Here is a 22,260-nt window from a genome sequence, read left to right as displayed (position 1 = left end):
TATAAAGAAGTTAGATTTATTGAAAGCTAAGTTTATTTTCAAGGTAATTAAAAGTTAGTGCTTTATTTCATTAAGGGAGTAATATAAAATAGAAAAGGATATATAATATTTTGACAAAATAGAGGTGTTCTGGGTGCTTAAGTTTTTTAAAAATAACAAATTAATTGTTGTTTTATGTGCAATCATCGTTTTTATTGCACTTATTGGGCTGTCCATACGATCACAATCTCAATCACCTCCTGAACAATACATAGGTGATTCTGTGTCTTTTGGGCAACGAGTTGTGAGTTATCCAGTTAATTTTGTTGCTGGTGCAATTGGAGACTTTTTTAAAAAGGGAGATTCAAAAGAGGCTAAAAATAAAATAAGCCAATTAGAATCTAAAAACCAACAATTAGAAACGGAAAATAATAAACTGAAAAAAGAGCTTGATTTAAAAGATATTTCAAAATATGATCCGATTTCTACTACAGTATTAGCAAGAAATCCTGATCAATGGATGAATACACTTGTGATTGATAAAGGTTCGAAATCAGGCATTACTTCTAATATGGCCGTAATGACTTCACAAGGATTTGTTGGAAGAGTAACAAAAGTAAATAAGTTTTCTTCACAAGTAGATTTAATTTCAACTAATACGCGTGCCGGCAAATTATCGGTAAATATACAACATGGTTCTAAAAATATTTTCGGTTTGATTGATCGATATGATGAAAAGAATTCTGAGTTAGTAATTAGTGATATTAATAACCGAGATAATATTTCTAAAGGGGATAAAGTAGTTACTAGTGGGCTTGCAGATCAATTGCCAAGTAATTTGTATATAGGTGAAGTCACGAAAGTTCAGAATGATCAATACGGATTAGCTAAAGAGGTTAGAGTTAAAACTGGTGCAGATCTAGCAGATTTAAGTCATGTTTATGTTGCTAAAAGAGATCCTAAAACTATACCTGACGATGAAAGCAGGGATAAATAATGCGTACTTTGTATTATTTTTTGATAGGGATTTTATTATTTTACATTGATACCGCAATTGGACTACTCATTCCAATGCATATTGGAAAGTTTGAAATTATTTTTGTGCCACACTTAACCTTTATGTACATATTAATGATGGTAGTTTATAGAGGTTTTGGTGTGTCATTAATGCTGAGTATATTTATTGGTTTAATGACTGATGTATACTATGGAAGCATTTATGGAGTGTATTTATTTGGTTATATACTATTTTTAGCACTTGTTGATCGTTTCTTTAAGATTTTTTATAAAGATCACACAATGTTATTCGCAATTATTCTTGGGAGTACAATATTATTAGAAATATATGTAGCATTGATATATGGCATGCTAGGATTTATTCAATTTGATTTTATACATTTTGTTGTATTTAGATTGCTGCCGACATTATTATTGAATTTTGTACTGCTAATTATACTGTATCCATTGATTATAAAGTTCATTAAAAAAACGAACAATGACATTGACATGAAACGTCGTCAATGGTAAGATGCAATAGTTGAGTAGTTATAAGTAGCTACATACAACCGCTCAAATATAGGTTCAAGAACAAGACCAAGACCAAGGAATAAAGCGATTGATACAACGAAGAGTGCGAACGCTTTACTCATTTGCAGAAGTTATTGAAAGAGTGCGAACGCTTTACTCAATAACAAGTGTCACCTATATATGGCGTGACTTATTATACAGGAGGTGCAAAGTATGTTTGCTATTATTGAAACAGGTGGAAAACAAATCAAAGTAGAAGAAGGTCAAGAAATCTTCGTTGAAAAATTAGACGTAAACGAAGGTGATACTTTTACATTTGATAAAGTATTATTTGTAGGTGGAGATTCAGTTAAAGTTGGAGCGCCAACAGTTGAAGGTGCTACAGTTACTGCTACTGTTAACAAACAAGGACGCGGTAAGAAAATCACTGTATTCACATACAAACGTCGTAAAAATTCAAAACGTAAAAAAGGCCATCGTCAACCATACACTAAATTAACAATCGATAAAATCAACGCGTAATTATTATGATTACTGTTGATGTTACAGTTAATGATGAAGGCAAAGTAACAGACGTTATTATGGATGGCCATGCTAACCATGGTGAATATGGTCATGATATCGTTTGTGCTGGAGCTTCAGCTGTATTGTTTGGTAGTGTTAATGCGATTATAGGATTGACATCTGAGAGACCAGATATCAATTATGATGACAATGGTGGTCATTTTCATATAAGAAGTGTTGATACAAATAACGATGAAGCGCAATTAATTCTTCAAGCAATGCTAGTTTCTTTACAAACCATTGAAGAAGAATATAATGAGAATATTAGATTAAATTATAAGTGAGGTGCATTCCGATGTTAAAATTAAACTTACAATTCTTCGCATCTAAAAAAGGGGTAAGTTCTACAAAAAACGGACGTGACTCTGAATCAAAACGCTTAGGTGCTAAACGTGCTGACGGTCAATTCGTAACAGGTGGTTCAATTTTATATCGCCAACGTGGTACTAAAATTTACCCTGGTGAAAATGTAGGTCGTGGTGGCGATGATACATTATTCGCTAAAATCGACGGCGTTGTTAAATTCGAACGTAAAGGTCGCGACAAAAAACAAGTTTCTGTATACGCAGTAGCTGAATAATTTTGTCTAGTTAACACCAGAAGTGAATCTTCTGGTGTTTTTTACTTTTTATAAAGATATTTTTTATTATGACGATTTTGGTCAAAAGTAAAAATAAGAATTTAAAGCGAGAAACGTATCATATTTGGGTACTGAGAAATATAAGAATTTAAGGCGAATAGTCTTAAATGCAACTGCATAAGAGCCCCTAATCAGTAAATTAAAAGGGGACAAAGGAATACAGTTGCAGAATTTAAAGCAAGAAACGTATCATATTTGGTACTGAGATAAATAAGTATTTTAAGGAAAATAGCTTTAAATGCAACTGCATAAGAGCCCCTAATCAGTAAACTAAAAGGGGTCAAAGGAATACAGTTGCAGAAATTAAAGTAAAAACCGTATCATATTCGTTACTGAGATAAATAAGTATTTTAAGGCAATTAGCTTTAAATGCAACTGCATAAGAGCCCCTAATTATTTACAATTAAAAGGGGGCAAAGGAATACAGTTGCAGAAATTAAAGTAAAAACCGTATCATATTTGGGTACTGAGAAATATAAGAATTTAAGGCAATTAGCTTTAAGTGCAACTGCATAAGAGCCCCTAATCAGTAAACTAAAAGGGGCTCTAATATGCTATAATTATTGGGAAAATGAAAATTATATGTAAAAGAGGTGAGATATATGTTTGTCGATCAAGTCAAAATATCTCTTAAAGCCGGTGATGGTGGTAATGGTATTACCGCGTATAGAAGAGAGAAATATGTGCCGTTTGGTGGCCCAGCTGGTGGTGACGGAGGTAAAGGTGCTTCTGTTGTATTTGAAGTAGATGAAGGACTAAGAACATTATTAGATTTTAGATACCAACGTCATTTTAAAGCAAACAAAGGTGAAAATGGACAAAGTAGTAATATGCATGGAAAAAATGCTGAAGACTTAGTCTTAAAAGTTCCGCCGGGCACAATTATAAAAAATGTTGAAACTGACGAAGTATTAGCAGATCTTGTTGAAGATGGTCAAAGAGCTGTCGTAGCAAAAGGTGGTCGCGGCGGTCGCGGAAATTCACGTTTTGCAACGCCGAGAAACCCTGCACCTGACTTTAGTGAAAAAGGAGAACCAGGTGAGGAATTAGACGTTTCTTTAGAATTAAAATTATTAGCTGATGTAGGATTAGTAGGATTCCCAAGTGTAGGTAAATCAACATTATTATCTATTGTTTCTAAAGCGAAACCGAAAATTGGGGCATACCATTTTACTACTATCAAGCCAAACTTAGGTGTCGTTTCAACTCCAGATCAACGTAGTTTTGTAATGGCTGATTTACCTGGATTAATTGAAGGTGCATCAGATGGTGTTGGTCTAGGTCATCAGTTTTTACGACATGTTGAAAGAACTAAAGTTATTGTGCATATGATAGATATGAGTGGATCTGAAGGAAGAGATCCTATTGAAGATTATAAAGTCATCAATCAAGAATTAGCAGCATATGAACAACGTTTAGAAGATAGACCTCAAATCGTTGTTGCTAATAAAATGGATTTACCTGAATCCCAAGATAATTTAGAACTTTTTAAAGAGGAAATTGGTGACAATGTAGAAGTAATACCAGTTTCTACAATTACACGTGAAAATATTGATCAATTACTTTATGCAATTGCGGATAAATTAGAAGAATATAAAGATGTTGACTTCTCAGTTGAAGAAGAAGAGTCAGCAGGTATCAATCGTGTACTTTATAAACACACCCCTTCACAAGATAAGTTTACAATTACAAGAGATGATGATGGTGCATACGTTGTGAGTGGTAATGCAATCGAAAGAATGTTCAAGATGACTGACTTTAACAGTGACCCAGCAGTACGTCGTTTTGCACGACAAATGCGTTCAATGGGTATTGATGATGCTCTTAGAGAACGCGGTTGTACAAATGGAGATATCGTTAGAATTCTTGGTGGAGAATTTGAATTCGTTGAATAGGAGTGTAGCATGATGGACAATAAAGATTATAAAAAGTTTTATTTAATTAGAGAAGACGTATTGCCAGAATCAGTGGTTAAAACTTTGAAAATTAAAGATGCCTTAAAAAATGATCCTACATTGTCCATTGATGATGCAGTTAAGCAGTTTGATTTATCAAGAAGTGCATTTTACAAATATAGAGAAACTATATTTCCAGTAGATGATAAAATGTTAGACCATAGAGAGTTTACATTAATATTGTACGTTACTGACATAGTCGGTATGTTAGCACGTGTTTTAGATGTCATTTCTAAATTAGAGCTTTCGGTTTTAACAATTCATCAAAGTATTCCAATGGAAGAAAAAGCGACCATCACACTGTCTTTAAATGCAAAATCTAAGGACACTTCTGCGGAAGATGTCATCGTAGCTTTAAGAAATTTAGATTATGTATCTAAAGTAGAATTAATTAGTATGAGTATGTAAGGATGTGTAAAAAATGTACGCGTATGTCAAAGGTAAGTTAACACATTTATATCCAACACATGTGGTAGTTGAAACTACAGGCGTTGGTTATGAAATTCAAACACCAAATTCTTATCGTTTTCAGAAGTATTTAGATCAAGATGTTTTAATACATACATCTTTAATAGTTCGTGAAGATGCCCAATTATTGTATGGTTTTAGTAGCGAAGAAGAAAAAGATATGTTTTTGAGTTTAATTAAAGTTACTGGTATTGGACCTAAATCTGCATTGGCTATTTTAGCAACTAGTACACCTAACGAGGTAAAACGTGCTATTGAAAATGAAAATGACACGTATTTAACTAAATTCCCTGGAATCGGTAAAAAGACAGCAAGACAAATTGTATTAGATTTAAAAGGCAAAGTTAAAATTACTGAAGAAGATAGTGAATCATTATTGCAAGTAGATCCAACTTCTACAGTACAAGATCAATTTGTACAAGAGGCAATGCTAGCTTTAGAAGCACTGGGTTATTCTAAACGAGAACTTACAAAAGTAGAGAAATTGTTAAATAAAAATAAATACGACTCTGTTGATGAGGCTGTAAAAGCAGGTCTACAAATAGTTGTATCTTAAATTTAAATAGATTGATGGGGGAAGTGTTGTCATGGATGAACGTATGGTTGATCAATCAATGCATAATGAAGAATCTGATTTTGAGTTGTCGTTAAGACCTACGAGATTACGACAATATATTGGTCAAAATTCAATAAAAAGTAATTTAGAAGTATTTATAAAAGCGGCTAAACTACGCCATGAACCATTAGACCATGTATTGCTTTTTGGCCCCCCTGGACTAGGTAAGACAACATTATCTAATATCATTGCTAATGAAATGGACGTTAATATACGAACAGTGTCAGGTCCATCCTTAGAAAGACCTGGCGATTTAGCTGCTATTTTATCGGGTCTTCAACCAGGAGATGTGTTATTTATTGATGAAATACACAGATTAAGTAGTGTAGTTGAAGAAGTTTTATATCCTGCAATGGAAGATTTCTTTTTAGATATTATTATAGGTAAAGGTGATGAGGCTAGAAGTATCCGAATCGATTTACCTCCATTTACTTTGGTCGGAGCAACTACTCGAGCTGGAAGCTTAACAGGACCTCTAAGAGACCGATTTGGTGTTCATTTAAGATTAGAATACTATAACGAATCAGATTTAAAAGAGATTATCATTAGAACTGCAGAAGTTCTAGGAACAGGTATAGATGAAGCTAGTGCCATTGAGCTTGCTAAACGTTCTCGAGGTACACCGCGTGTAGCAAATCGTTTATTAAAACGTGTACGTGATTTCCAACAGGTGAATGAAGATGATCAAATATACATTAATACTACTAAGCATGCGTTAGGATTACTTCAAGTCGATCAACATGGTTTGGATTATATTGATCACAAAATGATGAATTGCATAATTAATCAGTATAATGGTGGACCTGTAGGATTAGATACGATTGCTGTAACAATTGGTGAAGAAAGAATTACAATTGAAGACGTTTACGAACCTTTTTTAATTCAAAAAGGATTTTTAGAACGTACACCACGTGGTAGAAAAGCTACACCATTAGCATATGAACATTTTTCAAAGTCAAATGAGGAGAGGGAATAACGTGAACATTGAAGAATTTGACTACGACTTGCCAGAATCTTTAATAGCTCAAACGCCATTAAAAGATCGTGACCAAAGTCGTTTATTAGTGATGGATAGAGAAACTGGCGAGATGAAACATTTACATTTTAAAGATATTATTGAATACTTTAGAGCGGGCGATACGTTAGTATTAAATGATACTAGAGTGATGCCAGCCAGACTCTTTGGTTTAAAAGAAGAAACAGGTGCTAAAGTTGAAATGTTAATGCTGACTCAAATAGAGGGTAATGATTGGGAAGTCTTACTCAAACCTGCTAAGAGAATCAAAGTTGGTAATAAATTAAGTTTTGGTAATGGTAAAATTGTAGCTGAGTGCATTAAGGAAATGGACCAAGGTGGACGTATTATGCGTCTACATTATGAAGGTATTTTACAAGAACGCTTAGATGAATTAGGTGAGATGCCACTACCACCGTATATTAAAGAGCGTTTAGATGACCCTGATCGTTACCAGACTGTTTATGCTAAGGAAAGTGGCTCGGCAGCAGCACCGACAGCAGGTTTACATTTCACAGATGAGTTATTAGCCGAAATTAAAAATAAAGGCGTTAATATTGCATTTGTTACATTGCATGTTGGCTTAGGCACATTTAGGCCTGTCAGTGTTGATGATGTAAACGATCATGAAATGCATAGTGAATATTATCAAATGACTCAAGAAACAGCAGACTTATTAAATGAAACGAAGTCTAAAGGGCATCGAATTATTTCAGTTGGTACAACTTCTACAAGAACACTTGAAACAATTCGACGCGACCATAATCAATTTGTTGCGACAAGTGGTTGGACTAATATCTTTATTTATCCAGGATTTGAATTTAAAGCAATTGATGGTCAAATAACTAATTTTCATTTACCAAAATCAACTTTGGTTATGCTTGTGTCAGCGTTTAGTTCTCGTGAAAATGTTCTAAATGCTTATAGAAGAGCTGTAAGTTTAGAGTATAGATTCTTTAGTTTTGGCGATGCAATGTTAATTATATAAAAAGAATGTGAGGATTTTAAATATGCCTGCAGTAACATATGAACACATTAAAACATGTAAACAATCTGGTGCTCGTTTAGGTATTGTACACACACCACACGGTTCATTTGAAACCCCGATGTTTATGCCAGTAGGTACTAAAGCGACTGTTAAAACAATGAGCCCAGAGGAATTAAGACAGATTGAAGCGAAAATCATTTTAGGAAATACGTATCATTTGTGGTTACAACCTGGAAATGATATTATCAAACACGCTGGGGGATTACATAAATTCATGAATTGGGATGGTCCAATTCTAACAGATTCAGGCGGTTTCCAAGTGTTTAGTTTGAGTAATTTACGTAAAATTACCGAAGAAGGTGTGGAATTTAGACATCATACTAATGGTTCTAAATTATTTTTGAGTCCTGAGAAATCAATGCAAATTCAAAATGATTTAGGTTCTGATATAATGATGGCATTTGATGAATGCCCGCCTATGCCTGCGGAATATGATTATGTAAAAAAATCAATCGAACGTACAACACGTTGGGCGAAAAGATGTCTTGATGCACACCAACGACCTGAAGATCAAGCACTATTCGGCATTATCCAAGGTGGCGAATATGAAGATTTAAGAGAGCAAAGTGCAAAGGATTTAGTAGAATTAGATTTTCCTGGTTATGCAATCGGAGGTTTGTCAGTCGGTGAACCTAAGCCAGTTATGTATAAAATGGTTGAACATACAGAGCAATTTATGCCTAAAGATAAACCAAGATATTTGATGGGTGTAGGATCTCCAGATGCATTAATAGAATGTAGTATTCGCGGTATGGATATGTTTGATTGTGTTTTACCAACACGTATTGCCAGAAATGGTACTTGTATGACATCACAAGGGCGATTGGTTATTAAAAATGCAAAATTTGCAGACGATTTAAGACCTTTAGATGAGAACTGTGATTGTTACACATGTCAAAACTACTCAAGAGCGTATATACGTCATTTAATCAAAGCAGAGGAAACTTTTGGTATTCGTCTTACTACTATTCATAATTTACATTTTCTGCTAAAATTAATGGAAGATATAAGACAAGCCATTCGAGAAGATCGTCTATTAGATTTTAAAGATGAGTTCTTCGAGCAGTATGGATTAAATGTTGAGAACCCAAAAAACTTTTAAGCAAGAGGAGCGTACAAAATGCAATTTTCATTACTTATATATATAGTCGTAATTTTTGCGGTTATGTATTTCTTGATGATCAGACCACAACAAAAACGTGCTAAGCAGCACCGTGAGTTGATTAACAACATTGAATCTGGTCAAAGAATTACTACAATTGGTGGTATTAAAGGTACTGTTAAAGCAGTAGATGAAACAACTGTAGTAATTACAGTAAATGGTCATGGTACTGAATTAACATTCGAAAAACCAGCTATTAAACAAGTTGACCCTTCATAACATGAAGAGGTAATAAAAAGGGATGAAACGATTTATGTTTCATCCCTTTTTAAATTTAGCTGCAATGTATTGTGCTGTTTTTGCATTCGAAAAAAAGAAAATGTGATCCATAATAATTGTTAAATTTAAATTAAATATAACCGTGTCTAATTTTACTAGTAGTTATAGTATGTTAATATGTATAAGGCTAATAAATTTTGTAAGAAAGATTTAACTTGCGTAATAAAATAGTATTAAAGTATTCTAAATACATACGTAAATAATGAGGTGTTCATGTGAAGAAAAGTAGTAGAATAATTGCATTCTTACTTTTAGTCGTATTGTTGTTTGCCGGAATGGCTGCAACTTATAAAAGTGTTGTAAAGAATGTCAATTTAGGACTTGATTTGCAAGGTGGATTTGAAGTGCTTTATCAAGTTGACCCGTTACATAAGGGCGATAAAATAGATAAAAAAGCTTTACAATCAACGGCGCAAACTTTAGAAAATCGTGTAAACGTATTAGGTGTTTCTGAACCTAAGATACAAGTTGAAGAACCAAATAGAATTAGAGTTCAACTTGCTGGTGTAACAGACCAGAATGAAGCACGTAAAATTTTGTCTTCTCAAGCAAATTTAACAATTCGTGATGCCGAAGATAAAGTGAAATTAAATGGTTCTGATATTAAGCAAGGCTCTGCGAAGCAAGAGTTCAAACAAGAAACGAACCAGCCAACAGTTACTTTTAAAGTGAAAGATAAAAATAAATTTAAAAAAGTAACTGAAGAAATCTCTAAAAAACGTGACAATGTCATGGTAGTTTGGTTAGATTTCAAAAAAGGCGACAGCTATAAAAAAGAAGCTCAAAAGAAAAACCCTAAATTTATTTCTGCAGCAAGTGTTGATCAACCGATTAACTCAGATAGTGTAGAAATCTCTGGTGGATTCAAAGGGCAAGAAGGCGTTAAAAAGGCTAAACAAATTGCTGAATTGTTAAATGCAGGTTCATTACCGGTTGATTTAAAAGAAATTTACTCAAATTCAGTAGGTGCTCAATTTGGACAAGATGCATTAGATAAAACTGTATTTGCATCATTTATTGGTGTAGCTTTAATTTATCTATTCATGTTAGGTTTCTACAGATTACCTGGTTTAGTAGCAATTATTGCTTTAACAACATACATCTATTTAACATTAGTAGCATTTAATTTCATTTCAGGTGTACTTACACTGCCAGGCTTAGCAGCATTAGTATTAGGTGTAGGTATGGCCGTCGATGCAAATATTATAATGTATGAGCGTATTAAAGATGAACTTCGAATTGGACGCACGATTAAGCAAGCTTTTTCTAAAGCGAATAAAAGTTCATTCTTAACAATCTTTGACTCAAACTTAACAACAGTTATAGCCGCAGCAGTATTATTCTTCTTCGGTGAAAGTTCAGTTAAAGGTTTTGCAACAATGTTATTATTAGGTATCTTAATGATCTTTGTTACAGCAGTCTTCTTATCAAGATTCTTATTATCATTATTAGTTTCATCAAACGTCTTCAAAAATCAATATTGGTTGTTTGGCGTTAATAAGAATAAGAGACATAACATTAATGAAGGCGTTGATGTTCACGATCTTAAAACATCATTTGAAAAATGGAACTTTGTTAAATTAGCAAAACCATTAATTGGTGTAAGTATTTTAATAGTTGTTGTTGGATTGGTTATCCTTTATATCTTTAAGTTGAATTTAGGTATTGATTTCTCAAGTGGTACACGTGTAGATTTCCAATCAAAACAATCTATTTCTCAACAAAAAGTTGAACAAGTTGTAAAAGATAGTGGACTTAAAGCGGATCAAATTCAAATCAATGGTAAAGATAATAAAGTAGCAACAGTTCAATTTAAAGATGATTTAACACGTGCTCAAGACAACAAGTTGAGTGATAATATTAAATCAAAATTTGGTGACACACCTCAAATTAATACTGTATCACCTATAATTGGACAAGAATTAGCTAAAAATGCCATGTTAGCTTTAATATATGCATCTATTGGTATCATTATCTATGTATCATTACGATTTGAATGGCGAATGGGTCTGTCATCCGTATTGGCATTACTACATGATGTATTCATAATCGTTGCTATCTTTAGTTTATTTAGAATTGAAGTAGATTTAACATTTATTGCCGCGGTTCTTACAATTGTTGGGTATTCAATTAACGATACAATTGTTACGTTTGACCGTGTACGTGAGAACCTTCAGAAAATAAAAGTTATTACTGCACCTGAACAAATTGACGATATTGTCAATAGATCGATAAGACAGACGATGACACGTTCAGTCAACACGGTGTTAACAGTAATCGTTGTTGTAGTTGCCATCTTATTCTTTGGTGCACCTACAATATTTAACTTTACATTAGCATTATTTATCGGATTAATTTCTGGTGTGTTCTCATCTATCTTTATAGCAGTTCCTCTATGGGGAATGATGAAAAAACGTCAATTGAAAAAATCTCCAAAACACAAATTAGTTGTGTATAAAGATAAAAAATCAAATGACGAAAAGATATTAGTATAGTTTTAATAAGAAGAGCAGTGTTGTGATCCGAAATAGGTTCAGACACTGCTCTTTTTATTATGTTTAAATTTAACCAAATAGATAAATTTAACTTATCACATCTACTTTTAAAAAATGATATAATTAAAGTCTTGATTATTTATATTAGTGCTTTTTATTTATAGCATTTTTAGATATAATGTCTTTTGGAAATGAGGCGTAGAAATGATAAAACCAAAGTATAAGTGGAAATTAACAAAACCAACTGAATACATAAACGAAGAAACAATATCTAAATTTAAATTGACGCCAATTGTGAAGAAAATATTAGAAAGTAAGGCAATTGTTGATGAACAAGATATTCAATCAATTATTGCAGACATAGATATAAATCATGATCCAAATCAACTAAGTGACATGAGTAAGGCCGTTGAAAGAATTAAAAATGCAATATCTAATGAAGAAAAAATCTTAGTATATGGAGACTATGACGCTGATGGTGTAACTTCAACGACTATTTTAGTTACGACATTACAGCTTTTAGGCGCACAAGTAGGTTGGCATATACCTAATCGTTTTACTGAAGGATATGGTCCAAATGAATTAGCATTTCGAAACGCACACGATGAAGGTATCTCTTTAATAATAACGGTTGATAATGGTATACAAGGTCATAATGAAATTAAAATGGTTCAAGAACTCGGTGTTGATGTAATTGTTACTGATCACCATGAAATAGGTAGAACATTACCAGAAGCATATGCAATTGTGCATCCGATGCACCCGGCATTTGATTATCCATTTCAACAATTATGTGGTGCCGGCGTAGCTTATAAATTGTCTCAAGCGCTAATAGGAAATGTACCTGACTACTTTAAAGCGTTAGTAGCTATAGGTACCATAGCAGACTTGGTTTCGTTAACGGATGAAAATCGTTCACTCGTGAAACAAGGTTTGAAAATATTAAATGATAATTGTCCAGTATCTATTAAAGCATTGCTTCAAGAAGCGGGGTACAACGATCACATTGATGAAGAGACAATAGGCTTTATCATTGGACCAAGATTAAATGCTGTAGGGCGTTTAGATGATGCTTCATTAGCTTGTGAATTACTGATGACAGAAGATGAAGAAGAAGCCTCATTTTTAGCAGAACAGGTAGAACATTTTAATCGCGAAAGAAAGGATATTGTTGCATCTATTACTGAAGAAGCAATGACTATGGCTGATGAACAAGTTAAAGCAGGGAATTTATTCCTACTTCTTGCGAAAGAAAATTGGCATGAAGGTGTGTTAGGTATTGTGGCGTCTAAAATTGTTGAAACATATGCATTACCGACACTTATTTTAAATATTGATCGAGAACAAAATCATGCAAAAGGTTCAGCGAGATCAATCGATCAAGTGTCTATGTTCGAAATATTATCAGCACATCAAGATTTAATTGCCAAGTTTGGTGGTCACCATATGGCTGCAGGTATGACGATGGATATTGAAAATGTTGATTTGTTAGCTAAGGGATTGAATAAATGGATGAAAGCTTTAGCTGAAACAACATCACTAGATCCTGTGAAACCAGTAGACGTTTTATTAACAGAGAATGACATAACAATTAAAAATATACGTGATATGAATCGTTTGCGACCATTTGGAACGGATTTTTCTAGACCATTATTTGAAATGGACGATTTATCAGTTTCATCAGTTAAAGCAATTGGCCAACAAAAAAACCACTTGAAAATGACATTAGGTGACAGTAATATAGCAGCATTATTTTGGCAAAATGGGCATTTAGAAACAGAATTACAAGACGAACAACCAATCAATATTTTGGGCTCTGTTCAAATAAATGAATGGAATGGCAATCAAACACCACAATTAATCATTCAAGATATAGCGATGAATGAACAACAAATATTAGATTATCGAAGTAAAAGAAAAAGTTTACCTTTTACAGAAAATGATGAAAATATTGTCGTGCTTATTCATCCTAAAAGTGATAAAGTAAATGCGAATGAATATTATTATGGGGAAGAAATTAATCAGCAGTCGGATAAAGTTGTGTTAAGAGATTTGCCAACTTCAATGGAAGACTTGTCAAGTACATTACGACAGCTGCAATTTTCTCAACTCTATTTAGTTTTACAGCATAGTCATTCGATTTATTTCGAAGGTATACCTCATATGAATGTCTTTAAAAAATGTTATAAAGCACTTATTACTAAACAAGAAACAAATATTCAACAAGAAGGCATGTTATTGTGTCAGCATTTAAATGTTAAACCAGATGCACTTAAATTCATGCTTAAAGTTTTCTTAGATTTAAACTTTATAACACAAAAGGAAGGTACGATTTACATTAATCAACGACCAGATAAAAGAGCGATTGATTCTAGTAAAGTATATCAATTAAGACAACAACGTATGGATGTAGAAAAGCAATTATTATATCAAGATTTTTCAGAATTAAAAAATTGGATAAAGTCACAATTGTCGTGAGCAATTTAGGAGGAAATATTAATGGATTTAAAGAAATACGTATCAGAGGTACAAGACTGGCCGAAACCAGGTGTAAGTTTTAAAGATATAACAACTATTATGGATAATGGTGAAGCATATGGCTATGCAACAGATAAAATTGTTGAATATGCAAAAGATAGAAATGTAGATATTGTTGTTGGACCTGAAGCACGTGGTTTCATTATAGGTTGTCCAGTGGCTTATTCAATGGGAATTGGTTTTGCTCCAGTAAGAAAAGAAGGGAAATTGCCACGAGAGGTTATTCGTTACGAATATGATTTAGAGTATGGTACAAATGTTTTAACTATGCATAAAGATGCTATTAAACCAGGACAACGTGTTTTAATTACAGATGATTTATTAGCAACAGGTGGTACGATTGAAGCGGCAATTAAGTTAGTTGAAAAATTAGGCGGTATCGTTGTTGGTATTGCATTTATTATCGAATTAAAATATCTTAACGGCATTGAAAAAATTAAAGATTACGATGTTATGAGTTTAATCTCATATGATGAGTAATTAATCATATAATAAAATAAAATCCTACATTGAATGTTATAGAATGAATGAAATGATAAAATATTGTTCGCGATTTCTTGACATTAGATGATAGGATTTTTTATATACTGAAAATGTTAAAAGATTGAGCATTATACCTTAATATCATCGTTTATTTATTTCATAAATTGTAGTATCATAGAACTAATATTTAAAAAATGAAACAGTTGATTTACGATGAATTTTTGTAAAAGTTTTAAAAGTAGCAATAGTATACAAATTAAACTCACTCAAGTAAAATTATGATTACGATTAATGACGACAGGATAATTATTTATCGTCGACGAATGTATGATTTATGTGGGGAAATGACTATTCAACGTAATCATCAAAATCATTGTTTAAGACGACGTAATAAAGATGAATGGGGTGTATCATATTATGAACAACGAATATCCATATAGTGCAGACGAAGTTCTTCACAAAGCAAAATCATATTTGTCATCAGATGAATACGAATATGTTTTGAAAAGTTACCATATTGCTTATGAAGCACACAAAGGTCAGTTCCGGAAAAACGGTTTGCCATACATTATGCATCCTATACAAGTTGCGGGCATTTTGACAGAAATGCGATTAGACGGACCAACCATCGTTGCAGGATTTTTGCATGATGTAATTGAAGATACACCATATACTTTTGAAGATGTAAAAGAAATGTTTAACGAAGAGGTTGCACGAATTGTAGACGGTGTAACAAAGCTTAAAAAAGTTAAATACAGATCTAAAGAAGAACAACAAGCTGAAAATCATCGTAAATTATTTATTGCAATTGCAAAAGATGTACGAGTGATTTTGGTGAAATTAGCTGATAGATTACATAATATGCGTACATTGAAAGCGATGCCTCGAGAAAAGCAAATTAGAATTTCTAGAGAAACATTAGAAATATATGCACCATTAGCGCACCGCCTAGGTATTAATACGATTAAATGGGAATTAGAAGATACAGCGCTTCGATATATTGACAATGTACAATACTTTAGAATTGTTAACTTAATGAAAAAGAAACGTAGCGAACGTGAAGCCTATATTGAAACTGCTATTGATCGAATTCGTACTGAAATGGATAGAATGAACATTGAAGGCGAAATAAATGGCAGACCTAAACATATTTATAGTATCTATCGCAAAATGATGAAGCAGAAAAAACAATTCGATCAAATCTTTGATTTATTAGCCATTCGTGTCATTGTAAATTCAATAAATGATTGTTATGCGATTTTAGGATTGGTTCATACATTATGGAAGCCAATGCCTGGACGATTTAAAGATTATATTGCGATGCCTAAACAAAATATGTATCAATCTCTTCATACGACTGTAGTAGGTCCTAATGGCGACCCACTTGAAATTCAAATACGTACGTTTGATATGCATGAAATTGCAGAACATGGGGTTGCAGCACATTGGGCTTACAAAGAAGGTAAAAAAGTTAATGAAAAAGACCAAAACTATCAAAACAAATTAAATTGGTTAAAGGAATTAGCTGAAGCGGACCATACTTCATCAGATGCGCAAGAGTTCATGGAAACATTAAAATATGACTTGCAAAGTGATAAAGTATACGCCTTTACGCCTGCAAGTGATGTCATAGAATTACCATATGGCGCAGTGCCAATTGATTTCGCTTATGCGATTCATAGTGAAGTTGGAAATAAAATGATAGGTGCCAAAGTAAATGGCAAAATTGTACCGATAGATTATATTTTACAAACTGGAGATATAGTTGAAATTCGTACTAGTAAACATTCATATGGACCAAGTCGTGACTGGCTGAAAATTGTAAAATCATCAAGTGCTAAAGGTAAAATTAAGAGTTTCTTTAAAAAGCAAGATCGTTCATCGAATATTGAAAAAGGTCGAATGATGGTTGAAGCTGAAATTAAAGAGCAAGGATTTAGGGTCGAAGATATTTTAACAGAAAAAAATATTCATGTTGTTAATGAAAAATACAACTTTGCAAATGAGGATGATTTATTTGCCGCAGTTGGATTCGGTGGCGTAACATCTTTACAAATTGTTAATAAATTAACTGAAAGACAAAGAATATTAGAAAAACAACGTGCCTTAAATGAAGCACAAGAGGTCACAAAATCATTACCTATTAAAGATAATATTATTACTGATAGTGGCGTATATGTCGAAGGTTTAGAAAATGTGTTAATTAAGCTGTCTAAATGTTGTAATCCTATACCAGGTGATGATATTGTAGGTTATATCACCAAAGGACACGGCATTAAAGTACACCGCACAGATTGTCCAAATATTAAGAATGAAACTGATCGTCTTATCGATGTTGAATGGGTGAAATCAAAAGATGCTACTCAAAAATATCAAGTTGATTTGGAAGTAACTGCATATGATCGCAATGGATTATTGAATGAAGTTTTACAAGCAGTTAGTTCAACAGCAGGAAATTTAATTAAAGTTTCAGGGCGTTCAGATATTGATAAAAATGCAATTATAAACATAAGTGTTATGGTGAAAAATGTAAACGATGTTTATCGTGTGGTTGAAAAGATTAAACAACTTGGTGATGTGTATACTGTTACAAGAGTTTGGAACTAGAGGTGCAAAATATGAAAGTAGTTTTACAAAGAGTGAAAGAGGCATCGGTGACAAATAATTCAATTAATAATCATATAGGAAAAGGATATTGCTTATTAGTTGGTATAGGTCAAGATTCGACAGAACAAGACGCAGATGTTATTGCAAAGAAAATTGCAAATGCAAGGTTATTTGAAGATGACAATGATAAATTAAATTTTAATATCCAACAAATGAATGGTGAAATATTATCAGTTTCACAATTTACACTTTATGCAGATGTTAAAAAAGGTAACCGTCCAGGTTTTTCTAATTCTAAAAATCCAGATGAAGCAATGAAAATATATGATTATTTTAACGAGTCGTTAAGATCATATGGTTTGATTGTGAAAACAGGTGAATTTGGAACGCATATGAATGTGGATATTAATAATGATGGTCCAGTTACAATTATTTATGAAAGTCAGGATGGCAAAATCCAATGAAAAAAATAGAGGCATGGTTATCTAAAAAGGGTCTTAAAAACAAACGTACTCTAATAGTAGTAATTGCCTTTATCTTATTTATCATCTTTTTATTCTTGCTATTAAATAGTAATAGTGAAGATAGTGGTAATATAACAATCACTGAGAATGCTGAATTACGTACAGGTCCAAATGCTGCGTATCCAGTCATATACAAAGTTGAAAAAGGTGACCATTTTAAAAAGATAGGTAAAGTAGGTAAATGGATTGAAGTTGAAGATGCATCCGGTAACGAAAAAGGTTGGATAGCTGGTTGGCATACGAATTTAGATATTGTTGCAGATAACGCTAAAGAAAAGAATCCTTTACAAGGCAAAACGATAGTGCTTGATCCTGGTCATGGAGGAAGTGACCAGGGTGCTTCAAGCAATACTAAATATAAAAGTTTAGAAAAAGACTACACACTAAAAACGGCGAAAGAGTTGCAGCGTACATTAGAAAAAGAAGGCGCGACAGTTAAAATGACAAGAACTGACGATACATACGTTTCATTAGAAAATCGTGATATTAAAGGCGATGCCTATATAAGTATACATAATGATGCATTAGAATCATCAAATGCAAATGGAATGACAGTCTATTGGTATCATGATAATCAAAGAGCTCTAGCAGATACTTTAGACGCCACAATTCAAAAAAAGGGATTGCTTTCTAATCGTGGCTCAAGACAAGAAAACTATCAAGTTTTAAGACAAACTAAAGTTCCTGCAGTGTTATTGGAATTAGGTTATATTAGTAATCCAACAGACGAAACAATGATTAAAGATCAATTACATAGACAGATATTAGAACAAGCAATTGTAGACGGTCTGAAATTTTATTTTTCAGCATAGGGCTTGCAAAAACATGTGAAACTAGTTATCATTGATATTGAATTTTATAACTAAAACCGTTAATATTCTTGAAATGTTAAATGAAATAGGTAGCAATCTATTAATGATTGTGCAGGAATATAATCCTTAGACTGAAAGATTATACTGAGTAGTTTAATACATTGAACACAAGAAAAGGTGCTTTATGAAAGTAAAGCCGTTGAACGTACGTTAAACGTTTTGAGTGGGTTTAATAACTATTTATAATTGTAACGTAAAGTAGCAGTTGTAAGAGAACTATTAAATCAATAAGGGTGGCAACACGGATATTCGTCCCTTGTACAGTTATAAACTGTGCAAGGGCTTTTTTAATTTTTAAAAAATAAAATGAATAGCCTGAACATAAATTGTAATCCCTTATTGTTTAGAAAAAGTAAAGGTAATGAAAAAATAATTTGCCAAGGGAGATGTCAAAAATGATTAAAATACCTAGAGGAACGCAGGATATTTTACCTGAAGATTCGAAAAAGTGGCGTTACATCGAAAATAAATTAGATGAACTAATGACATTTTACAATTATAAAGAAATAAGAACGCCAATCTTTGAAAGTACAGATCTTTTTGCAAGAGGTGTTGGTGATTCTACCGACGTTGTACAGAAAGAAATGTATACATTTAAAGATAAAGGTGACAGAAGCATTACATTAAGACCTGAGGGAACAGCTGCAGTTGTGCGTTCATATATTGAACATAAAATGCAAGGAAATCCAAATCAACCAATAAAATTATATTATAATGGGCCAATGTTTAGATATGAGCGTAAACAAAAAGGTCGCTATCGCCAGTTCAATCAATTTGGTGTAGAAGCAATTGGGGCTGAAAATCCAAGTGTAGATGCAGAAGTATTGGCAATGGTAATGCACATTTACCAATCATTTGGGTTAAAACATTTAAAGCTAGTTATTAATAGTGTTGGGGACATGGAATCTCGTAAAGAATATAACGAAGCTTTAGTAAAACACTTTGAACCTGTGATTCATGAATTTTGTTCTGATTGTCAGTCACGTTTACACACTAATCCAATGCGAATTTTAGACTGTAAAGTTGACCGTGATAAAGAAGCGGTTAAAACAGCACCTAGAATCACTGATTTCTTAAATGAAGAATCAAAAGCATATTATGAACAGGTAAAAACTTACTTAGATGATTTAGGTATTCCATATGTTGAGGATCCTAATTTAGTACGTGGTTTGGACTATTATACACATACCGCTTTCGAGCTAATGATGGATAACCCAGATTATGATGGAGCAATCACAACGTTATGTGGCGGTGGTCGTTATAATGGATTGTTAGAATTACTGGATGGACCAAGTGAAACAGGCATTGGTTTTGCATTAAGTATAGAACGTTTATTACTTGCACTCGAAGAAGAAGGTATTGAACTTGATATCGAAGAAAATTTAGATTTATTCGTAGTTACAATGGGTGATCAAGCAGATCGCTATGCTGTTAAATTATTAAATCATTTGAGACATAATGGTATTAAAGCTGATAAAGATTATTTAAAACGTAAAATTAAAGGTCAAATGAAGCAAGCAGATAGATTGGGAGCTAAACATACTATCGTTATTGGCGATCAAGAGTTAGAAAATAATAAAATCAATGTTAAAAATATGACAACTGGTGAATCTGAAACAATTCAATTAGACGCATTAGTCGATTATTTTAAGAAGTAGAGAGGGCGTTAAAATATGAGTAAGAGAACAACTTATTGTGGATTAGTTACTGAAGCATTTTTAGGACAAGAAATTACATTAAAAGGATGGGTTAACAATCGTCGTGACTTAGGCGGATTGATTTTTGTTGACTTAAGAGATAGAGAAGGTATTGTACAAATCGTATTCAATCCTGCATTTTCAGAAGAAGCATTAAAAATTGCTGAAACATTACGCTCTGAATATGTTGTAGAAGTTAAAGGTACAGTTACTAAACGTGATGCTGAAACAGTTAACCCTAAAATTAAAACTGGACAAGTTGAAGTACAAGTTTCAAATATCAAAGTTATTAATAAATCAGAGACACCGCCATTTTCAATAAATGAAGAAAATGTAAACGTTGATGAAAATATTCGATTGAAATATCGTTATTTAGATTTACGTCGTCAAGAATTGGCTCAAACGTTTAAAATGAGACATCAAATTACGCGTTCTATTCGACAATATTTAGATGATGCAGGTTTCTTTGATATTGAAACACCAGTATTAACAAAATCAACGCCTGAAGGTGCACGTGACTATTTAGTGCCATCTCGAGTACATGATGGTGAATTTTATGCATTACCTCAATCACCACAATTATTTAAACAGTTGTTAATGATTAGTGGATTTGATAAATACTATCAAATCGTAAAATGTTTCCGTGATGAGGACTTGCGTGCAGATCGTCAACCTGAATTTACACAAGTCGATATCGAAATGAGTTTCGTTGATCAAGAAGATGTAATGTTGATGGGTGAAGAAATGCTTAAAAAAGTTGTTAAGGAAGTAAAAGGCGTTGATATTACAGAAGCGTTTCCAAGAATGACTTACAAAGAAGCAATGCGTCGTTTTGGTTCAGATAAACCAGATACACGTTTCGATATGGAATTAATTGACGTTTCACAATTAGGACGCGATATGGACTTCAAAGTATTTAAAGATACTGTTGAAAACAATGGTGAAATTAAAGCGATTGTTGCTAAAGGTGCTGCTGAGCAGTATACACGTAAAGACATGGATGCATTAACTGAATTTGTAAATATTTATGGAGCGAAAGGTTTAGCTTGGGTAAAAGTTGTAGAAGAAGGTCTGACAGGTCCGATTGGCCGTTTCTTTGAAGCAGAAAATGTTGAAACTTTACGTTCATTAACTGGTGCTGAAGCTGGCGACTTAGTTATGTTTGTTGCAGATAAGCCAAATGTAGTAGCACAAAGTTTAGGTGCTTTACGTGTGAAACTTGCTAAAGAATTAGGATTAATAGATGAATCTAAATTAAACTTCTTATGGGTAACTGATTGGCCATTATTAGAATATGATGAAGATGCAAAACGTTATGTAGCAGCACATCATCCATTTACTTCACCTAAAGAAGCTGATATTGCCAAACTTGATTCTGCTCCTGAAACAGCTGAAGCAAATGCATATGATATAGTATTAAATGGATATGAACTAGGTGGAGGATCAATTAGAATCCATGATGGTGAATTACAACAAAAAATGTTTGAAGTACTTGGTTTTACTAAAGAACAAGCACAAGAACAATTTGGTTTCTTATTAGATGCTTTCAAATATGGTGCACCTCCACATGGCGGAATAGCTCTTGGATTAGACCGATTAGTTATGCTATTAACTAACAGAACAAACTTGAGAGATACTATTGCATTCCCGAAAACTGCATCAGCTACATGTCTATTAACAAATGCGCCAGGTGAAGTATCAGATAAGCAATTAGAAGAACTTTCTTTACGAATTCGTCACTAAATTTTAAAAAATCAATAAACTTTAGATTGTTATAATTTCATTAATTTT

At 32.9% G+C, this 22,260-nt stretch carries 20 protein-coding genes and 1 other annotated feature; all 20 genes read left to right on the top strand.

Going from position 1 to position 22,260, the window contains the following annotated elements; genetic code table 11:
• Nucleotides 1-133 precede the first annotated feature (133 nt).
• The 20 genes from mreC to aspS all read left to right on the top strand — a co-directional run bounded on the left by mreC (nt 134) and on the right by aspS (nt 22,212).
• Nucleotides 134-976 (top strand): rod shape-determining protein MreC, encoded by an 843-nt coding sequence (gene mreC / locus ML436_08000; GenBank protein UMT77143.1) that lies wholly within the window; start codon nt 134-136, stop codon nt 974-976.
• Complete coding sequence (gene mreD, locus ML436_07995; GenBank protein UMT77142.1) at nt 976-1,506, top strand: rod shape-determining protein MreD; 531 nt, start codon at nt 976-978, stop codon at nt 1,504-1,506. Before mreC ends, mreD begins: the two co-directional genes overlap by 1 nt.
• A 26-nt stretch (nt 1,507-1,532) precedes the next feature.
• Nucleotides 1,533-1,707, top strand: a sequence feature (ribosomal protein L21 leader region).
• 12 nt (nt 1,708-1,719) lie between these two features.
• Entirely contained in the window at nt 1,720-2,028 is a 309-nt protein-coding gene (gene rplU, locus ML436_07990) for a 50S ribosomal protein L21 (protein UMT77141.1), read from the top strand.
• 5 nt (nt 2,029-2,033) lie between these two features.
• Nucleotides 2,034-2,354, top strand: coding sequence for a ribosomal-processing cysteine protease Prp (locus ML436_07985; protein UMT77140.1), 321 nt, complete (start codon nt 2,034-2,036; stop codon nt 2,352-2,354).
• An 11-nt stretch (nt 2,355-2,365) separates the two neighbouring features.
• Nucleotides 2,366-2,650, top strand: coding sequence for a 50S ribosomal protein L27 (rpmA, locus tag ML436_07980; protein UMT77139.1), 285 nt, complete (start codon nt 2,366-2,368; stop codon nt 2,648-2,650).
• A 662-nt stretch (nt 2,651-3,312) separates the two neighbouring features.
• On the top strand, nt 3,313-4,605 hold the full coding sequence (obgE, locus tag ML436_07975) for a GTPase ObgE (protein UMT77138.1): 1,293 nt from the start codon (nt 3,313-3,315) through the stop codon (nt 4,603-4,605).
• A 12-nt stretch (nt 4,606-4,617) separates the two neighbouring features.
• Nucleotides 4,618-5,073: an ACT domain-containing protein gene (locus tag ML436_07970; protein ID UMT77137.1), complete on the top strand. Its 456-nt coding sequence runs from the start codon at nt 4,618-4,620 to the stop codon at nt 5,071-5,073.
• A gap of 13 nt (nt 5,074-5,086) precedes the next feature.
• Nucleotides 5,087-5,689, top strand: coding sequence for a Holliday junction branch migration protein RuvA (gene ruvA / locus ML436_07965; protein UMT77136.1), 603 nt, complete (start codon nt 5,087-5,089; stop codon nt 5,687-5,689).
• A gap of 31 nt (nt 5,690-5,720) precedes the next feature.
• Nucleotides 5,721-6,725: a Holliday junction branch migration DNA helicase RuvB gene (gene ruvB / locus ML436_07960; protein ID UMT77135.1), complete on the top strand. Its 1,005-nt coding sequence runs from the start codon at nt 5,721-5,723 to the stop codon at nt 6,723-6,725.
• Between the two features lies 1 nt (nt 6,726).
• The gene (gene queA / locus ML436_07955) at nt 6,727-7,752 is read left to right on the top strand and encodes a tRNA preQ1(34) S-adenosylmethionine ribosyltransferase-isomerase QueA (protein UMT77134.1); all 1,026 of its coding nucleotides are present in this window, start codon (nt 6,727-6,729) and stop codon (nt 7,750-7,752) included.
• Nucleotides 7,753-7,774: 22 nt separating this feature from the next.
• Nucleotides 7,775-8,914, top strand: coding sequence for a tRNA guanosine(34) transglycosylase Tgt (gene tgt, locus ML436_07950; GenBank protein ID UMT77133.1), 1,140 nt, complete (start codon nt 7,775-7,777; stop codon nt 8,912-8,914).
• An 18-nt stretch (nt 8,915-8,932) separates the two neighbouring features.
• A complete protein-coding gene (gene yajC, locus ML436_07945; GenBank protein UMT77132.1) occupies nt 8,933-9,193 on the top strand; it encodes a preprotein translocase subunit YajC in 261 nt (86 codons plus the stop codon).
• A 275-nt stretch (nt 9,194-9,468) separates the two neighbouring features.
• Nucleotides 9,469-11,748, top strand: coding sequence for a protein translocase subunit SecDF (gene secDF, locus ML436_07940; GenBank protein UMT77131.1), 2,280 nt, complete (start codon nt 9,469-9,471; stop codon nt 11,746-11,748).
• Between the two features lie 204 nt (nt 11,749-11,952).
• Entirely contained in the window at nt 11,953-14,226 is a 2,274-nt protein-coding gene (recJ, locus tag ML436_07935; protein ID UMT77130.1) for a single-stranded-DNA-specific exonuclease RecJ, read from the top strand.
• A 21-nt stretch (nt 14,227-14,247) separates the two neighbouring features.
• On the top strand, nt 14,248-14,766 hold the full coding sequence (locus tag ML436_07930; protein ID UMT77129.1) for an adenine phosphoribosyltransferase: 519 nt from the start codon (nt 14,248-14,250) through the stop codon (nt 14,764-14,766).
• Between the two features lie 420 nt (nt 14,767-15,186).
• Nucleotides 15,187-17,376 carry a bifunctional (p)ppGpp synthetase/guanosine-3',5'-bis(diphosphate) 3'-pyrophosphohydrolase gene (locus ML436_07925; protein ID UMT77128.1) on the top strand — a complete coding sequence of 730 codons (2,190 nt, stop codon included), beginning with the start codon at nt 15,187-15,189 and terminating at the stop codon, nt 17,374-17,376.
• 11 nt (nt 17,377-17,387) lie between these two features.
• Complete coding sequence (dtd, locus tag ML436_07920) at nt 17,388-17,840, top strand: D-aminoacyl-tRNA deacylase (protein ID UMT77127.1); 453 nt, start codon at nt 17,388-17,390, stop codon at nt 17,838-17,840.
• On the top strand, nt 17,837-18,712 hold the full coding sequence (locus ML436_07915; GenBank protein ID UMT77126.1) for an N-acetylmuramoyl-L-alanine amidase: 876 nt from the start codon (nt 17,837-17,839) through the stop codon (nt 18,710-18,712). Before dtd ends, ML436_07915 begins: the two co-directional genes overlap by 4 nt.
• 455 nt (nt 18,713-19,167) lie before the next feature.
• Nucleotides 19,168-20,430 (top strand): histidine--tRNA ligase, encoded by a 1,263-nt coding sequence (gene hisS, locus ML436_07910; protein UMT77125.1) that lies wholly within the window; start codon nt 19,168-19,170, stop codon nt 20,428-20,430.
• A 15-nt stretch (nt 20,431-20,445) separates the two neighbouring features.
• Nucleotides 20,446-22,212, top strand: coding sequence for an aspartate--tRNA ligase (gene aspS / locus ML436_07905; GenBank protein UMT77124.1), 1,767 nt, complete (start codon nt 20,446-20,448; stop codon nt 22,210-22,212).
• Nucleotides 22,213-22,260 lie beyond the last annotated feature (48 nt).

It is taken from the genome of Staphylococcus roterodami (genome assembly GCA_022493055.1).
GTDB classification, from domain to species: domain Bacteria; phylum Bacillota; class Bacilli; order Staphylococcales; family Staphylococcaceae; genus Staphylococcus; species Staphylococcus singaporensis.
This window is presented reverse-complemented; position numbering and strand designations above follow the sequence as displayed.